This window comes from Ensifer sp. SL37, assembly GCF_026672675.1.
In the GTDB taxonomy this organism is placed as follows: Bacteria; Pseudomonadota; Alphaproteobacteria; order Rhizobiales; family Rhizobiaceae; genus Ensifer; species Ensifer adhaerens.
In genome coordinates this window covers 145,439-159,712 of record NZ_JAPPRN010000006.1, presented here as the reverse complement: position 1 = coordinate 159,712, position 14,274 = coordinate 145,439, and the positions used below count along the sequence as shown (strand labels likewise).

10 protein-coding genes are annotated in these 14,274 nt (G+C 62.6%); 4 read left to right on the top strand and 6 right to left on the bottom strand.

Features of this window, described 5'->3' with window-relative positions; translation table 11 throughout:
* The first annotated feature begins 62 nt into the window (after positions 1 to 62).
* Together OVA00_RS12865 and ppx are read left to right on the top strand one after the other, a co-directional pair.
* Complete coding sequence (locus OVA00_RS12865; protein WP_034803821.1) at positions 63 to 2,249, top strand: RNA degradosome polyphosphate kinase; 2,187 nt, start codon at positions 63 to 65, stop codon at positions 2,247 to 2,249.
* An 11-nt stretch (positions 2,250 to 2,260) separates the two neighbouring features.
* Positions 2,261 to 3,784, top strand: coding sequence for an exopolyphosphatase (ppx, locus tag OVA00_RS12860; RefSeq protein ID WP_034803818.1), 1,524 nt, complete (start codon positions 2,261 to 2,263; stop codon positions 3,782 to 3,784).
* A 62-nt stretch (positions 3,785 to 3,846) separates the two neighbouring features.
* Here ppx and OVA00_RS12855 read toward each other — a convergent pair whose 3' ends face one another.
* On the bottom strand, positions 3,847 to 5,205 hold the full coding sequence (locus OVA00_RS12855) for an esterase-like activity of phytase family protein (protein ID WP_268089088.1): 1,359 nt from the start codon (positions 5,203 to 5,205) through the stop codon (positions 3,847 to 3,849).
* A gap of 205 nt (positions 5,206 to 5,410) precedes the next feature.
* Positions 5,411 to 6,307 (bottom strand): AraC family transcriptional regulator, encoded by an 897-nt coding sequence (locus OVA00_RS12850; protein WP_268089087.1) that lies wholly within the window; start codon positions 6,305 to 6,307, stop codon positions 5,411 to 5,413.
* Between OVA00_RS12850 and OVA00_RS12845 the strand changes: the two genes are divergently transcribed.
* Positions 6,306 to 6,713 carry a DUF2000 family protein gene (locus OVA00_RS12845; RefSeq protein WP_060522237.1) on the top strand — a complete coding sequence of 136 codons (408 nt, stop codon included), beginning with the start codon at positions 6,306 to 6,308 and terminating at the stop codon, positions 6,711 to 6,713. The two genes, OVA00_RS12850 and OVA00_RS12845, sit on opposite strands and share 2 nt — an antisense overlap.
* A gap of 46 nt (positions 6,714 to 6,759) precedes the next feature.
* On the opposite strand, the gene OVA00_RS12840 is transcribed toward OVA00_RS12845, so the two are convergent.
* From OVA00_RS12840 to OVA00_RS12825, 4 genes are all read right to left on the bottom strand, one after another.
* Positions 6,760 to 7,809 carry an adenylate/guanylate cyclase domain-containing protein gene (locus OVA00_RS12840; RefSeq protein WP_034803810.1) on the bottom strand — a complete coding sequence of 350 codons (1,050 nt, stop codon included), beginning with the start codon at positions 7,807 to 7,809 and terminating at the stop codon, positions 6,760 to 6,762.
* A gap of 161 nt (positions 7,810 to 7,970) precedes the next feature.
* On the bottom strand, positions 7,971 to 9,143 hold the full coding sequence (gene rnd / locus OVA00_RS12835) for a ribonuclease D (protein ID WP_060522151.1): 1,173 nt from the start codon (positions 9,141 to 9,143) through the stop codon (positions 7,971 to 7,973).
* A gap of 77 nt (positions 9,144 to 9,220) precedes the next feature.
* Positions 9,221 to 10,621 (bottom strand): multicopper oxidase family protein, encoded by a 1,401-nt coding sequence (locus OVA00_RS12830; protein ID WP_060580902.1) that lies wholly within the window; start codon positions 10,619 to 10,621, stop codon positions 9,221 to 9,223.
* A 93-nt stretch (positions 10,622 to 10,714) separates the two neighbouring features.
* Positions 10,715 to 11,956: an MFS transporter gene (locus tag OVA00_RS12825; RefSeq protein WP_089043952.1), complete on the bottom strand. Its 1,242-nt coding sequence runs from the start codon at positions 11,954 to 11,956 to the stop codon at positions 10,715 to 10,717.
* A 327-nt stretch (positions 11,957 to 12,283) separates the two neighbouring features.
* Between OVA00_RS12825 and aspS the strand changes: the two genes are divergently transcribed.
* Complete coding sequence (gene aspS, locus OVA00_RS12820; RefSeq protein WP_268089086.1) at positions 12,284 to 14,071, top strand: aspartate--tRNA ligase; 1,788 nt, start codon at positions 12,284 to 12,286, stop codon at positions 14,069 to 14,071.
* The last annotated feature ends 203 nt before the right edge of the window (positions 14,072 to 14,274 follow it).

Sequence of the window (14,274 nt, the reverse complement as noted above, 5' to 3'; positions counted from 1 at the left end):
GTCACAGAACCGTCGTCAAACTGAGATAGCCGGTGCAGCCGGAGCAATGGGATCTGAAAAGCATGGATAACGCGCTATCTGCGGTGAACGAAAACCAGGCATCGGCGGAGGACGTCGACCTGCTGACGAGCCCGCAGCGCTTCATCAACCGCGAATTTTCCTGGCTGCAGTTCAATCGCCGCGTGCTCGAGGAAACGCTGAACACGGCGCATCCTCTGCTGGAGCGTGTTCGCTTTCTGTCGATCTCTGCCGCCAACCTCGACGAGTTCTTCATGGTGCGCGTCGCCGGCCTCGAAGGCCAGGTGCGCCAGGGCCTCTCGATGCGTTCGCCCGACGGCAAGACCCCGGTCGAGCAGCTCGAAGACATCCTGAAGGAAATCGACAATCTGCAGATGGAGCAGCAGGCCTCGCTCGCCGTGCTTCAGCAGTATCTCGCCAAGGAAGACATCCTGATCGTTCGCCCGGCCTCGCTTTCGGTGCAGGACAGGAGCTGGCTTGCCAACGAGTTCGATCAGTCGATCTTCCCAGTGCTGACACCGCTCTCCATCGACCCGGCGCATCCGTTCCCCTTCATTCCGAACCTCGGCTTTTCGATGGGCCTGCAGCTCGTCAGCAAGACCGGCCGCGAGCCAATGACGGCGCTCCTGCGTCTGCCGGTGGCACTCGACCGCTTCATCCGGCTGCCCGACGTCAAGAACGTCATCCGCTATATCACCCTCGAAGACATGGTCAGCCAGTTCATCGACCGGCTGTTTCCGGGCTATGAGGTCAAAGGCTCCGGTACCTTCCGCATCATTCGCGACAGCGATATCGAGGTGGAAGAAGAGGCGGAAGACCTCGTTCGCTTTTTCGAGACCGCGCTGAAGCGCCGTCGCCGCGGTTCGGTGATCCGCATCGAGACCGATTCGGAAATGCCGGCGTCGCTGCGCCAGTTCGTCGTGCAGGAACTGGGCGTCCCGGAAAACCGGATCGCCGTCCTGCCGGGACTGCTGGCACTCAACACTTTGTCCGAAATCACCAAGGCTCCACGCGACGATCTGCGCTTCGAGCCGTACAATCCGCGTTTCCCCGAGCGCGTGCGCGAGCATGCCGGCGACTGCCTGGCGGCGATCCGCGAGAAGGACATGGTGGTGCATCACCCCTACGAGTCCTTTGACGTGGTCGTGCAGTTCCTGTTGCAGGCGGCGCGCGATCCTGAAGTCGTCGCCATCAAGCAGACGCTTTACCGCACGTCGAACGACAGCCCGATCGTGCGCGCCCTGATCGACGCCGCCGAGGCCGGCAAGTCCGTGACGGCGCTGGTCGAGCTCAAGGCCCGCTTCGACGAGGAAGCCAATATCCGCTGGGCGCGCGACCTCGAACGCGCCGGCGTCCAGGTCGTCTTCGGCTTCATCGAACTGAAGACCCATGCCAAAATGTCGATGGTGGTGCGGCGCGAAGAGGGCAAGCTTCGGACCTACTGCCATCTCGGCACCGGCAACTATCACCCGGTCACCGCGAAGATCTACACCGACCTGTCGTTCTTCACCTGCAACCCGGTCATCGCCCACGACATGGCGAACATCTTCAACTTCATCACCGGCTACGGCGAGCCGGAGGCGGGCATGAAGCTGGCCGTCTCGCCGCACACGCTGCGCCCGCGCATTCTCAGGCACGTCGACGAAGAAATCGAGCATGCCAAGGCCGGGCGCCCGGCGGCGATCTGGATGAAGATGAACTCGCTTGTCGATCCGGAGATCATCGACGCGCTTTATAAGGCGAGCCGTGCCGGCGTCGAAATCGACCTGGTGGTGCGCGGCATCTGCTGCCTGCGCCCGCAGGTCCCGGGGCTATCTGACAATATCCGTGTCAAGTCTATCGTAGGTCGATTCCTCGAACATTCCCGCATATTCTGCTTCGGCAACGGTCACGGGCTTCCATCGGAGAATGCCCTTGTCTATATCGGCTCGGCGGATATGATGCCGCGCAATCTGGATCGGCGGGTCGAGACGCTCGTGCCTCTCATCAACCGGACTGTGCACGAACAGGTTCTGTCGCAGATCATGCTGGGTAATCTCATCGACAACCAGCAGAGCTACGAAATTCTTCCCGATGGCACCTCTCGCCGGATGGAAGTCGGCAAGGATGCCGAGCCTTTCAACGCACAGCACTATTTCATGACCAATCCCAGCCTCTCCGGCCGGGGCGAGGCCCTGAAGTCCAGCGCACCGAAGCTCATAGCCGGCTGGAAGAGCGGCTGGCACAAATAAACTGGAATTGCATGGTCGAATCTGAAGCGCAGGGGCGTCTGCCCGGCATCCGCCCGGTTTCCGTTATCGATATCGGTTCGAACTCCATCCGCCTTGTCGTCTATGAAGGCCTGAGCCGCTCGCCGGCCATGCTGTTCAACGAAAAGGTGATGTGCGGTCTCGGCAAGGGCATCGATGCGACCGGACGCATGGATGAAGACAGCGTCGAGCGCGCGCTGAAAGCGCTGCACCGCTTTCACGCGCTCTCCAAGCAGGCGCGTGCGACCTCGATGTATGTGCTGGCGACGGCCGCCGCACGCGAAGCGAGCAACGGCCCCGCCTTCATCGAGAAGGCGGAGGCGATCCTCGGTCACAAGGTCCGCATCCTTACCGGCGAGGAAGAGGCCTATTATTCCGCGATGGGCATCGTCAGCGGCTATCACGATCCCGACGGTGTCGTCGGCGACCTTGGCGGTGGCTCGCTGGAACTCGTCGAGGTCTCCGGCACGAAAATCGGCAAGGGCATCACCCTCCCGCTCGGCGGTATCCGTTTGTTCGAGCACAGCAACGGCTCACTCACCAAGGCGCGCACCTGGGTGCGCAAGTTCATGAAGAACTCGGCGGTGCTGAAGACCGGCACGGGACGGACGTTCTATGCGGTCGGCGGCACTTGGCGTTCGATCGCCAAGCTGCACATGGAGATCCGCGACTATCCGCTGCACATGATGCAGGGCTACGAGATTTCCTTTGACGAGGCGATGGCGCTTTTGCCGGAAGTGATCGAGCCGAAGAACATCAAGCCGTCCGCCTATTCGACGATCTCGAAGAGCCGCCGCAGCCTTCTGCCCTTCGGCGCGATCGCCATGCAGGAAGCGCTGGAGATCATGAAGCCGGAGCGGATTTCCTTCTCGGCGCTCGGCGTTCGCGAAGGTTATCTTTTCTCGCTCTTGAGGGACGAGGAACGTGCTCAGGATCCGCTGCTGACGGCGGCCAACGAGATCGCCATCCTGCGTGCCCGCTCGCCCGAGCACGCCCGCGAACTGGCTGACTGGACCGGTCGCATGGTGCCGTTCTTCGGGATCGAGGAGACGGAAGAGGAAGGCCGGTATCGCCAGGCGGCCTGCCTGCTTGCGGATATCAGCTGGCGGGCGCACCCCGACTATCGCGGTCTCCAGGCGCTGAACATCATCGCCCACTCGACCTTCTCCGGCATTACCCATGCCGGCCGCGCCTATATTGCGCTTTCCAATTATTACCGCTTCGAGGGGCTCAACGACGACGGCGCCACGAACGCACTTGCCGGCATCACCACGCCGCGCCTGCTGGAACTGGCAAAGCTGCTCGGAGGCCTCTTGCGTGTCGCCTATCTTTTCTCCGCATCGATGCCGGGGATTGCCCGGAACCTGACGTTCCGCAAGTCGTCTCTGCCGGACGTGGACCTCGAAATCGTCGTGCCTGCGGACTATTCGGAATTCCAGGGCGAGCGCCTGGATGGACGCCTGCAGCAGCTTGGAAAGCTCACTGGTAAGCGTCTCGCTTTCCACTTCGAAAGCTGACGCCGAAAAGTCACCGGTCAAACGGGAAGGGCGCGCGAACCGATGTTCGCGCGCCCTTTTGATTATTCGGCCTTGAGGAAGTCGCCGACTTCGAGCAGCACGAACTCGTTGTCGTCGGCCTTGTCGAGCGCGCGACCGGCCGAGAACGGCAGGTTGTTGTCGTTGCCGACGATGATGTGGGTCTCATCGACGCGGTCGACGTTCTCGATGGTGACGAAGGGCATGTCGTAGAAGCCTTCGCCGCCGCCCTGGCGCTTCTTGTTGTCCGGATCGGCGATCTTCAAGAGGTCGATGTAGCCGATCTTGCGCACGGCCTTGCCGGCATTGCTGTCGTCAAAGGCGATCTTGTAGATGCGCTTGACCTTGGAGCCCGTTGCGAAGCAGTCCGGCTTCGGGCCCTTCGGATCGGCGCAGGCCTTGTCCACCGTGCCGGCGCCATTGTCGCGCTCGATCACCAGTGCGGTCTTGTCGTCGAGCATGTTGAAGTCGCCGATCGCCTCGCCGCCTTCAGCCAGCGGATAGAGCCAGCTGCGGCCGGTCCAGGCTTTGCTCGCAACATCGAGTTCGATGATGCGCAGCGCCGGGCGGCCATCGGCCTGCTCGACCGTTTCGCTGTCGGTCCAGAGCGGGCCTTCGAGCAGGCCGTAAAGCTTGCTGCCGTCCTTGGAAAGCGCCATGCCTTCATAGCCACCGGAGCGCTTCAGGTTGAAGGCGGGCGTCTTCTTCGAGGGATCGCCCTGCAGCGTCAGCGTCGGATTGTCGGGCGAAAGCACCGGCTTGCCGTCGACCGTGGTCGCGATCACATCGGTCAACTTGCCGTCGAGATCGAACTTGAGGATGTAGGGGCCGAACTCTTCACCGACCCAGAAGCCGTCCGCAACCGGCTGGATCGATTCGACGTCGAAGTCGGCGCCGGTGAGATAACGCTTGTCCGAGCCTTCCATGACGATCGGAACGGGGGCCTTCTTGTCCGGGTCGGTCAGGAACAACGTCTTCAGTGCTTCGACCTTGCCGGCGTCCCAGTCCATCTTCACGTGGTGCAGCATCAGCATGGCGTCGCTGGAGTTCATCTTGCTGCCGAAACCGTTGTCGGAGAGGCTCCAGAAGGTGCCGTCTTCCATCGCCTTGATGCCGGAAAAGCCCTGCATCGGCTGGCCGTCGAAGGGCAGCGACAGGCCGGTCAGGCGAACGCCGTCCTTGCCCGGAACGGTGCCGAGCGCTTCGGCACGCTTGCGGTCCGCGGTGGTGAACTTGCCGGAGGTCTTGAGGTATTCCGGTGCGTCCGAGGGGGCGGCGATGATCGTGTTGGCCGGCAGGATCGCGTGGCCCTTCAGCGTCGCGGTAAAGGACTTTTCCTCGGCCGAGGCGGCCATCGTCATCAAAAGAGAAAGAGCCGCGGTGGCGAGAAGCTTTTTCGTCATGAGGTTCACCTTGGGTTGGAGCCTTCTGCATGTCTCCTTGGATCGCCCTAGATCCAAGGAGGCAGATGTGCAGCAAATTCGACGTGCTGCAGCGACCCTTGCGCGTCCCAGGACGCGCGGCGCTGCAGTCCGCAACCCGATAGGCGGCTATGATGACGGTTGGGTGATGCTTGCTTTACAACCCGATGAAGCTTTGGTGACAGGATTAGCCGGCGACGGCGAGGCTTGCCCAGCGGCCGGGCGTCAGGCCGTAGGCGCGCTTGAAATGACGGGTGAAATGCGCCTGGTCGGCAAAGCCGGTTTCGAGCGCAGCACCGGCAAGGCTTTCGCCCCGGGCGATCATCTGCCGTGCCCGCTCCAGCCGGCGCATCAGCAGGTAGCGATGGGGGCTGGTGCCGAGAACCCGGCGGAATTGCCGGGCGAGCGTGAAGCGATCGAGCCCGCTCACCGCCTCAAGTTCCTGCGAGGCGACGGGCCGTTCGAGATTGGCGCGAAGAAATTCGCTCGCCTGTAGAACGGCACGCGTGTCGGCCTTTGCGGGCTTGGCGTCCTTGGTGCCGGCGTGACGGTAGAGCCCCTCGGCGATCCGCACGAGAATGTCGTCGAGCGCCAGTTCGTCGATGCCATTGTCGAGATCCATGACGGCTTCGCCGACCGCCTGCCGCAGCGCCTCGTCGCCTACGACAGGGGCTGCGACGAAGGGCAGGGAGCGGTCGGTTTCATCAAGCGCTGCGAGTAGCCGTTCCGGCTGCAGATACATCATCCGGTAGCGCAGCCCGATCTCCGTTCCCGCGCCGCCATCATGGATCTCGTCCGGGTGGAGGATGATGATGCTTCCAGGATTGCTGAAGCGGCTTTCGCCGCGATACTGAAACGTCTGGACGCCGCCGAGCGTTACGCCGATGGCATAGGTGTCGTGGCGGTGCGGCTCGAAAAATTTTCCATGCAGGCGCGCCTCGATGCGCTCGATGCCATCGACGGCAGGCGCAACCCGAATGCCGTCGCCGGGCGCGCCGCACAATCGTTCAAGATCGATCGCAGCGCCGTCCGATAATGCGTCTTCCGGCACGCCCTGTCGGGCTGAAATGGAGATGGCCGTCATGTTCGATACCAAATTTGCAATCGTCTTGCGCGAGGACCTGGCAACCTGGCAGAAGCTCAACGTCACCGCCTTCCTCGCCACCGGGATCGCCGGACAGAAGCCCGGGATCATCGGCGAAGATTATCGCGATGGCGCCGGCAACGTCTACAACGCCTTGAGCATCCAGCCGATCATCGTCCTTGCCGCAGATGGGAAGACGCTCGGCAACATTCAACGGCGCGCGATCGAAAGAGAGGTCAAAGCTTCGATCTATGTCGACGGCATGTTTGCCACCGGTCACGACCACGCCAACCGTGCGGTTTTCGCCGAGACCAGGCCGGACGACGCGGCAGTCGCCGGCATTGCCATTCATGCGGACAAGAAGCTGGTCGACAAGATCACCAAGGGTGCCAAGCTGCACGGCTGACGGCGATCGCGATCCGGCCGATCAATGCCCTGCGCGCCGGCCGGGATCACTCGGCCGCGGTCGATGCCAGCTGAGGAGCCGCGCTGCCTGCGCGCAACGACAGAACGCCAAGCTTCTGCCCGCGTCCTCTGACGGCGTGCTCGCCGAGATCCTCGACCCGCACATAATGCGGCAGACGCATCTTGCGGGCGAGATCGGTGGAGATCAGTACCTGGTGGCCGAGCGTCTTGCAGAAACCTTCGAGCCGGGCGGTGGTGTTCACCGTATCGCCGAAATAGGTGATCTTGTGCCGGTCGAGCCCGATTTCCGCCGCGACGATGGTGCCGCCATGAAGCGCCGCGCGCAGCCGCGGAACCTCGCCGAACTCCTTTTGCCAACGGCGCGCATCCGCATCGATCATTTCCAGAATGTCGAAGACGCAATGAATGCAGGCCGCATTGTTGGTGGCGCGATCGAAAGGCCAGGTAATGACGGCGGCGTCACCGATATAATCGTCGATCGAGCCGCGGTAGCGCATGACCGGGTCGGCGATCGTCGCAAACAGCCTGCCGAGATACTCCTGCATCCGCAGGTCGCCGTGTTTCTCGGCATAGGCGGTCGAGCCGGCCAGGTCGATGAAGAGGAAGACGCGTTCCTCCTCGACCGGTCTGCGATAGCGGCCGGTGAGCAGGCTCAAAAAGACGTCGCGCCCGAGGAGTTCGCGAACCCTGAGGATGAAGACGAGCGAACCTGATACGCCAAGCGCGAAGATTAGGACCGTCTTGGACGGCATCATCGCGTCCATCCAATGGTCCTCCATGACGCCGCCCGACTGCATGAGCAGGCCAGCGGCGGCATATCCGATGTCGAGAAGCACGAAGTAGATCACCAGCGACGCGACGAAAAAGACCGGCGTGGAAAAGGCGTGGATCCGTCGATGCAGGCGCCGGAAAATGATGCGTCGCTCGAAGGCGATGATCGGCAGGCACATGAAGAGCGCATAGGTCGCGCCGATCAGGGCGCCCTTGCCGTAGAAAACCCATGCGTAGACCGCGCCGGCGCCTGCGACGACCAGCAGCAAGAGAAGTCCTTCGAAAGTCGAAAAGCGCCAACGCATGCAGAAAGCTCCGGTACCGGAAGAGGCGGCATCCGTGTCGGTCGGCGTTGCCCAAGGCGCCGGCTCACGTCACATCGTTTGATACGATGGTGATTCTGTTCCGCCCGGCCCTTCGCTAGAGCTGGATTCAGGCGGAAACTTGTCTCCGCCCAATCCCTTTTTCAAGCTGACGCGGACGTGATCTCGGCGCTGATTTCCACTGCTTCGATCTTCTTGTCGACGAAGCGCAGGGCAACGTCGCCGTTGATCAGCTTCAGTGCCGTTTCGCCGAAGAGTTCGCGCCGCCAGCCCTTGAGCGCGGCGACATCCGCCTTCTCGCCCTCGGCAGCTATTTTGTCGAGATCTTCGCTGTTGGCGATGATCTTCGCGGCGACACCCTGCTTCTCGGCGATCAGCTTCAAAAGCACCTTCAGCATTTCGCCAGCGGCCGCAGCACCTTCCGGCGCATGGCTTTGGCGCGGAAGCTTCGGCAGATCGGTCTTCGGGATCGCCAGCGCCTCGTTGACGGCCTCGACGACCGCCGTTCCGGCGGTGGAGCGTTCCCAGCCCTTGGGGATGGTCCGGAGCCGTGCCAGTGCTTCCGCATCCTTCGGCTGCTGCTGGGCGATCTCGTAAATGGCGTCATCCTTGAGGATGCGGCCGCGCGGCACGTTGCGGGCGCGTGCCTCGCGCTCGCGCCAGGCGGCGACCGTCTTCAGCACGGCGAGCTCAATCGGCTTCTTTACCCGCATCTTCAGCCGCTGCCAGGCGTCGTCAGGATGCAGGTCGTAGGTGTCGCGGGCTTCGAGAATGGCCATCTCTTCGGTCAGCCAGAGCGAACGGCCTTCGCGTTCGAGTTCTGCCGCCAGGTATTTGTAGATGTCGCGCAGATGCGTCACGTCGGCCAGCGCATAGTCGAGCTGCTTTTCGGTCAGCGGACGGCGGCTCCAGTCGGTAAAGCGCGAGGACTTGTCGATCTGCGTGCCGGTGACGCGGTTGACCAGCTGGTCATAGGAAACGCTGTCGCCAAAGCCGCAAACCATCGCTGCGACCTGCGTATCGAAGATCGGATGCGGAATAAGGTTTCCGAGATGGAAGATGATCTCGATGTCCTGACGCGCGGCATGGAACACCTTGATGACCTCAGGGTTTGCCATCAGCGCGAAGAAGGGCGCAAGATCGATGCCCTTCGCCATTGGGTCGACGATGACGGCAAGGTCCGGGCTCGCCATCTGGATCAGGCAAAGCTCCGGCCAGAAAGTCGTCTCGCGAAGAAATTCGGTATCAATCGTAATATAATTTGATAGGGCCAGCTGCTGGCAGGCGGCCTCAAGGTCTGCTGTTGTTTCAATCATCAGATTTAAATCACTGTGGCGAAAATGCGGCTTGGAATTTCGTGTAACTCTTCGCGGCATCTGTCACAATCGAAATCTCAGACGACTTTGAAATAACCCGTCATGCCGGTCTTCTGGTGCTCGATGATATGGCAATGCACGACCCAATCGCCCGGATTGTCCGCCACAAGCGCCACTTCCGCCTGTTCATCGGGCAAAAGCAGGATCGTATCGGTCGGCGGCGGCAGGAAAGTCCGCTTGTTGGAATTGAGAATGCGGAAGCTCAGGCCGTGCAGATGGATCGGGTGCGCATGCGGCGTCCGGTTGGCGACCTCCAGCACATAGCTCTTGCCGAGCTTCATCTCCTCGATCGGCGCGATCGGATCGGGCGTGTCGCCCGGCCACGGAACCTTGTTGATCGCCCAGAAGGTGTAGCCAAGCGAACCGCAGATCGAAGGCGTCGCCTTGTGCTCGGCCGTCGCCGTCAGTTCGAGCGGCACGCGGGTGGCGGTGGAGAGGTCGGCTTCCGCGATCGGGTTGGCAGGCAGGGGGCTGACATCCCGAAGATCGCGCTTGAGCGACGCTCCGGCTGACCGGAAGCGCGCGATCGTCCAGGGATGCGATCCACGCAGGTTGCCGAGCGCAACCGTCTGACCCTCGCCGTCGGGCATGCGCACGACAAGATCGACGCGCTGGCCGGGCCCAAAATCGTAGCGATCAAGTGCAAAGGGCTTGTCGACCGGATTGCCGTCGAGCGCGATGACCATCGCCTCAGCGCCCTCAAGGCCGATCGTATAGATGCGGGTGACGTCGGTTGCGGCGATGCGTACGCGCACCAGGCCGCCGGCCGGTGCATCGTAAGTAGGCTCCTGCTGCCAGTTGGCGGTGCGCACCGTGCCGTAAGTGCCGCCGCGGGCCGCATCCCGCGGCTTGAATGCGTCGATGAACGCGCCGCCGGTGCCGAGCCGCCAATCGCGCAGGTTGAGCACGATCTCGGCATCGAACGTCGGATCGTCCGGGTTTTCGACGACGATCATGCCGGTCAGGCCGGCACCCATCTGGGTCAGCGTGTTGCAATGTGGATGATACCAGAAGGTGCCGGCATCCGGCGGGGTGAACACATAGTCGAAACGGTCGCCCGGATAGACATAGGGCTGCGTCAGTTCCGGCACGCCATCCATGGCGTTGGCAATGCGCAGTCCGTGCCAATGTACCGTCGTCGGCTCGTCCAGCCGGTTGAAGAGGCGGGCCGCATAGGGCTCGCCCTTGCGCATGCGCAAGACGGGCGGCATGCCGCTGCTTGGAGCCTCACCCAAGCCGTAGGTCATGACCTTGGGCGTAAGCCCATCCTTGGCGATCTGGGCTTCGGCAAGCTGTGCCATCAGGATCTGCGGATCGGGTGCGGCGCCGGCGCGCGCCGCCATGCCGGCGCCGAGCGCGAAGGCGCCTCCGAGAGCAGCGGAGCCTTGGAGGAAGGTGCGGCGGCTGATGACGGGCATTTCGGCAATCTCGGCTGCTGTTTGAGGTGCCCCGGTTCTAAACCTGATTATTGTGTTCAGCAATTATCCGGATCGCGCGCATCTTGCCGCAGGTCAGCGATCCTTGCGCTTGTGGTTGTTGCCGGCGGCGAGCTTGTTGAAAAAGGACGAGGTGCGCAGGAGATTGCGGAACGGCAAGGCGCGCTCCCCGGCGGGCACCGGCCCGCGCGCCGTCATGCGCTGCAGGGTGTAGAGCATGAACAGGAAGAGGATCGCTGCCGTGTAGATGAACAGCGCCTGCGGCCCGAAGATCTCGAGCAGGAAGGAGGCAAACAGCGGCCCGATGATCGCGCCCAGCGACCAGAAGAACAGCATGCCGGCGGAGACGAGCGCATGCTGCCCCTCGGCCGCGTGGTCGTTCGCATGGGCCGAACAGAGCGAATAGAGCGGCATGGCAAAGGCGCCGAACAGGAAGATGCCGGCAAAGTTCAGCCATTCGTCGTTGCCGGCGCCGAAGGCGAGAAACAAGCCTGCGAGCAGCGAGCCGAAGGTGGCGATCAGGATGATCAGGCGGCGGTCGAACCGATCGGAATAGTGGCCGAGCGGATACTGCAGCACGACGCCGCCGATGATGCCGGCGCTCATGAAGGTGGCGATCGCCGTCACCGACAGGCCGATGCCCTGCGCATAGATTGGCCCGAGCGAGCGGAAGGCGGCGTTGGTCAGACCGACGACGATGCAGCCGACGGTCGCAAGCGGCGAGATGTTCCACAGTGCTTTGACGTCGAAGCGGATCGCCTCCGGGGCCACAGGGCTCGAGCGGTCGGCAAAGGAGATCGGCACCAGCGACAGCGTCAGCGCCATGGAGATGATGGCAAAAAGCTCGAAGCCGCCAAGCCCGATGCCAGGAATGACATATTGTGCGGCCGTGACCGAGCCGAGGTCGACGAGACGATAGACCGAAAGCGTGCGGGCCCGGTTTTTATTGGTGACGCTGGCATTGAGCCAGCTCTCGACTGTCGCAAACAGGCAGGCGAAACAGATGCCGGCAAGAAGCCGCATCAGGAACCACATCAGCGGATTGATGACGAGCACCATCGAGATGGCTGCGGCCGAAGCGATCGCCGCCATCGCCGAGAAGGTGCGGATGTGACCGATCGAGCGCAGGATGCGGGTGACGTAGACGCAGCCAAGCGCGAAGCCGATATTGTAGCCGGCGCCGATAACGCCGATCAGCGATGTCGAGAAACCTTCTTCGAGTGCACGCAGCGAGATGAAAGTGCCCTGCAGGCCGTTGCCGCCAATGAGGATGCCTGCGGTGACGAGGAGGGGGATAAGCGGGCGAATCTGGGACATGGGGCAGGCGACATCCGGGCAGGCGGCCACGACTCGGGTGGGATCACTATCGGGCCTTGCTCATGTGTAGCCCCGCATTCTGCCGCCGGACAGTCCCGAATTGTGACGATTGCCGTTCTTTTCGCGGCATTTCGGCCGCCTTCTGTCACAAGCGGTCTTGGACTGGCTCTTGCCTTCGTTTACAACGCACCTCCATCGGGGGCGGCAGCGGGCGCTGCAGCTTGACAAAGGCTGCGCATCATGCGCTTTTCCGCCCGATTTTGACCATGTTGCCGCGCGCTGTGTCCCACGAGCTTGCGCGGCTCTTTGCAATTCCGGGATAAGACGATGCACCGTTACCGCAGCCACACCTGTGCCGCCCTCCGCAAGTCGGACGTCGGTTCCACCGTTCGCCTTTCGGGCTGGGTCCACCGCGTCCGCGACCATGGCGGCCTGCTCTTCATCGACCTGCGCGACCACTACGGCATCACCCAGGTCGTTGCCGATCCCGACAGCCCCGCCTTCAAGGCGGCCGAGACCGTTCGCGGCGAATGGGTCGTGCGCATTGACGGCCTCGTCAAGGCGCGCATGGATGACACCGTCAACAAGGGCATGCCAACCGGCGAAATCGAACTCTATGCGCAGGAGATCGAGGTTCTCTCGGCCGCCAAGGAACTGCCGTTGCCGGTCTTTGGCGAGCCGGACTATCCGGAAGACGTGCGCCTCAAGTACCGCTTCCTCGACCTGCGTCGCGACACGCTGCACAAGAACATCGTCAAGCGCACCCAGATCATCTCGTCGATGCGCCGCCACATGGGCGACGTCGGTTTCACCGAATACACGACCCCGATCCTGACGGCCTCGTCGCCGGAAGGCGCGCGCGACTTCCTCGTGCCTTCGCGCATTCATCCAGGCAGCTTCTATGCCCTGCCGCAGGCGCCGCAGCAGTACAAGCAGTTGCTGATGGTCGCCGGCTTCGACCGCTACTTCCAGATCGCCCCGTGCTTCCGCGACGAAGACCCGCGCGCCGACCGCCTGCCGGGCGAGTTCTACCAGCTCGACCTGGAAATGAGCTTCGTCGAGCAGGAAGACGTCTGGTCGACGATGGAACCGGTGATCCGCGACATCTTCGTGGAGTTTGCCGACGGCAAGCCGGTGACGGAAAAGTTCCCGCGCATTCCTTACGACACGGCGATCCGCAAATACGGCTCCGACAAGCCGGACCTGCGCAACCCGATCGAGATGCAGGCGGTTACCGAACACTTCGCCGGTTCCGGCTTCAAGGTCTTCGCGAACATGATCGCGTCTAACCCGAAGGTCGAAGTCTGGGCGATCCCGGCCAAGACCGGTGGCTCGCGCGCCTTCTGCGACCGCATGAACGCCTGGGCGCAGAGCCAGGGTCAGCCCGGCCTCGGCTACATCTTCTGGCGCAAGGAGGGCGAAAAGCTCGAAGGCGCCGGCCCGCTCGCCAAGAACATCGGAGAAGAGCGCACGGATGCGATCCGCGCCCAGCTCGGCCTCGACGACGGCGACGCCTGCTTCTTCGTCGCCGGTGACCCCGCCAAGTTCTACAAGTTTGCTGGCGAAGCCCGCACCCGCGCCGGCGAGGAACTGAACCTCGTCGACCGCGACCGCTACGAATTCTGCTGGATCGTCGACTTCCCGTTCTACGAATGGCTGGAAGACGAAAAGAAGATCGACTTCGCCCACAACCCCTTCTCGATGCCGCAGGGTGGTCTGGAAGCGCTGAACGGCGAAGATCCGCTGTCGATCAAGGCCTACCAGTACGACATGGTCTGCAACGGCTTCGAAATCGCCTCCGGCTCGATCCGTAACCAGCTTCCGGAAGTCATGGTCAAGGCGTTCGAGCTGACCGGCAAGTCGCAGCAGGAAGTCGAAGATCAGTTCGGCGGCCTCTACCGCGCCTTCCAGTACGGTGCACCGCCGCATGGCGGCATGGCATTCGGAATCGACCGTATCGTGATGCTGCTCGTCGGCGCCAAGAACCTGCGCGAGATTTCGATCTTCCCGATGAACCAGCAGGCCGTCGACCTCCTGATGGGCGCACCGTCCGAAGCGACGCCGGCCCAGTTGCGCGAACTGGCGATCCGCCCGATTCCGCAGAAGAAGGACTGAGGTCGAACGGACCTGACCCCAAAAGGAAAGCCCGGCGATCGTCTCGCCGGGCTTTTTCTTTGTCTGCGCCATGTCTGTTCAGTGCCTGCCGTAGACGGCGTCGCGAACCTCGCGGGTGAACGGACCCCACGTGCCCTCGAAGGTCGTGTTCGTCATGGCGACGACGGTGATCTTCTGCCCTGCGCAGTGAGACGCTGGCCTTG

Excerpts from the sequence above, each read along its gene's own strand:
- OVA00_RS12840 (WP_034803810.1), bottom strand. The coding sequence starts at position 7,809 with ATGCGTTGGCGCTTTTCGACTTTCGAAGGACTTCTCTTGCTGCTGGTC.
- OVA00_RS12855 (WP_268089088.1), bottom strand. The coding sequence starts at position 5,205 with ATGACGAAAAAGCTTCTCGCCACCGCGGCTCTTTCTCTTTTGATGACG.
- OVA00_RS12830 (WP_060580902.1), bottom strand. The coding sequence starts at position 10,621 with ATGCCCGTCATCAGCCGCCGCACCTTCCTCCAAGGCTCCGCTGCTCTC.
- OVA00_RS12825 (WP_089043952.1), bottom strand. The coding sequence starts at position 11,956 with ATGTCCCAGATTCGCCCGCTTATCCCCCTCCTCGTCACCGCAGGCATC.
- rnd (WP_060522151.1), bottom strand. The coding sequence starts at position 9,143 with ATGATTGAAACAACAGCAGACCTTGAGGCCGCCTGCCAGCAGCTGGCC.
- OVA00_RS12845 (WP_060522237.1), top strand. The coding sequence starts at position 6,306 with ATGTTCGATACCAAATTTGCAATCGTCTTGCGCGAGGACCTGGCAACC.
- aspS (WP_268089086.1), top strand. The coding sequence starts at position 12,284 with ATGCACCGTTACCGCAGCCACACCTGTGCCGCCCTCCGCAAGTCGGAC.
- OVA00_RS12865 (WP_034803821.1), top strand. The coding sequence starts at position 63 with ATGGATAACGCGCTATCTGCGGTGAACGAAAACCAGGCATCGGCGGAG.
- OVA00_RS12850 (WP_268089087.1), bottom strand. The coding sequence starts at position 6,307 with ATGACGGCCATCTCCATTTCAGCCCGACAGGGCGTGCCGGAAGACGCA.
- ppx (WP_034803818.1), top strand. The coding sequence starts at position 2,261 with ATGGTCGAATCTGAAGCGCAGGGGCGTCTGCCCGGCATCCGCCCGGTT.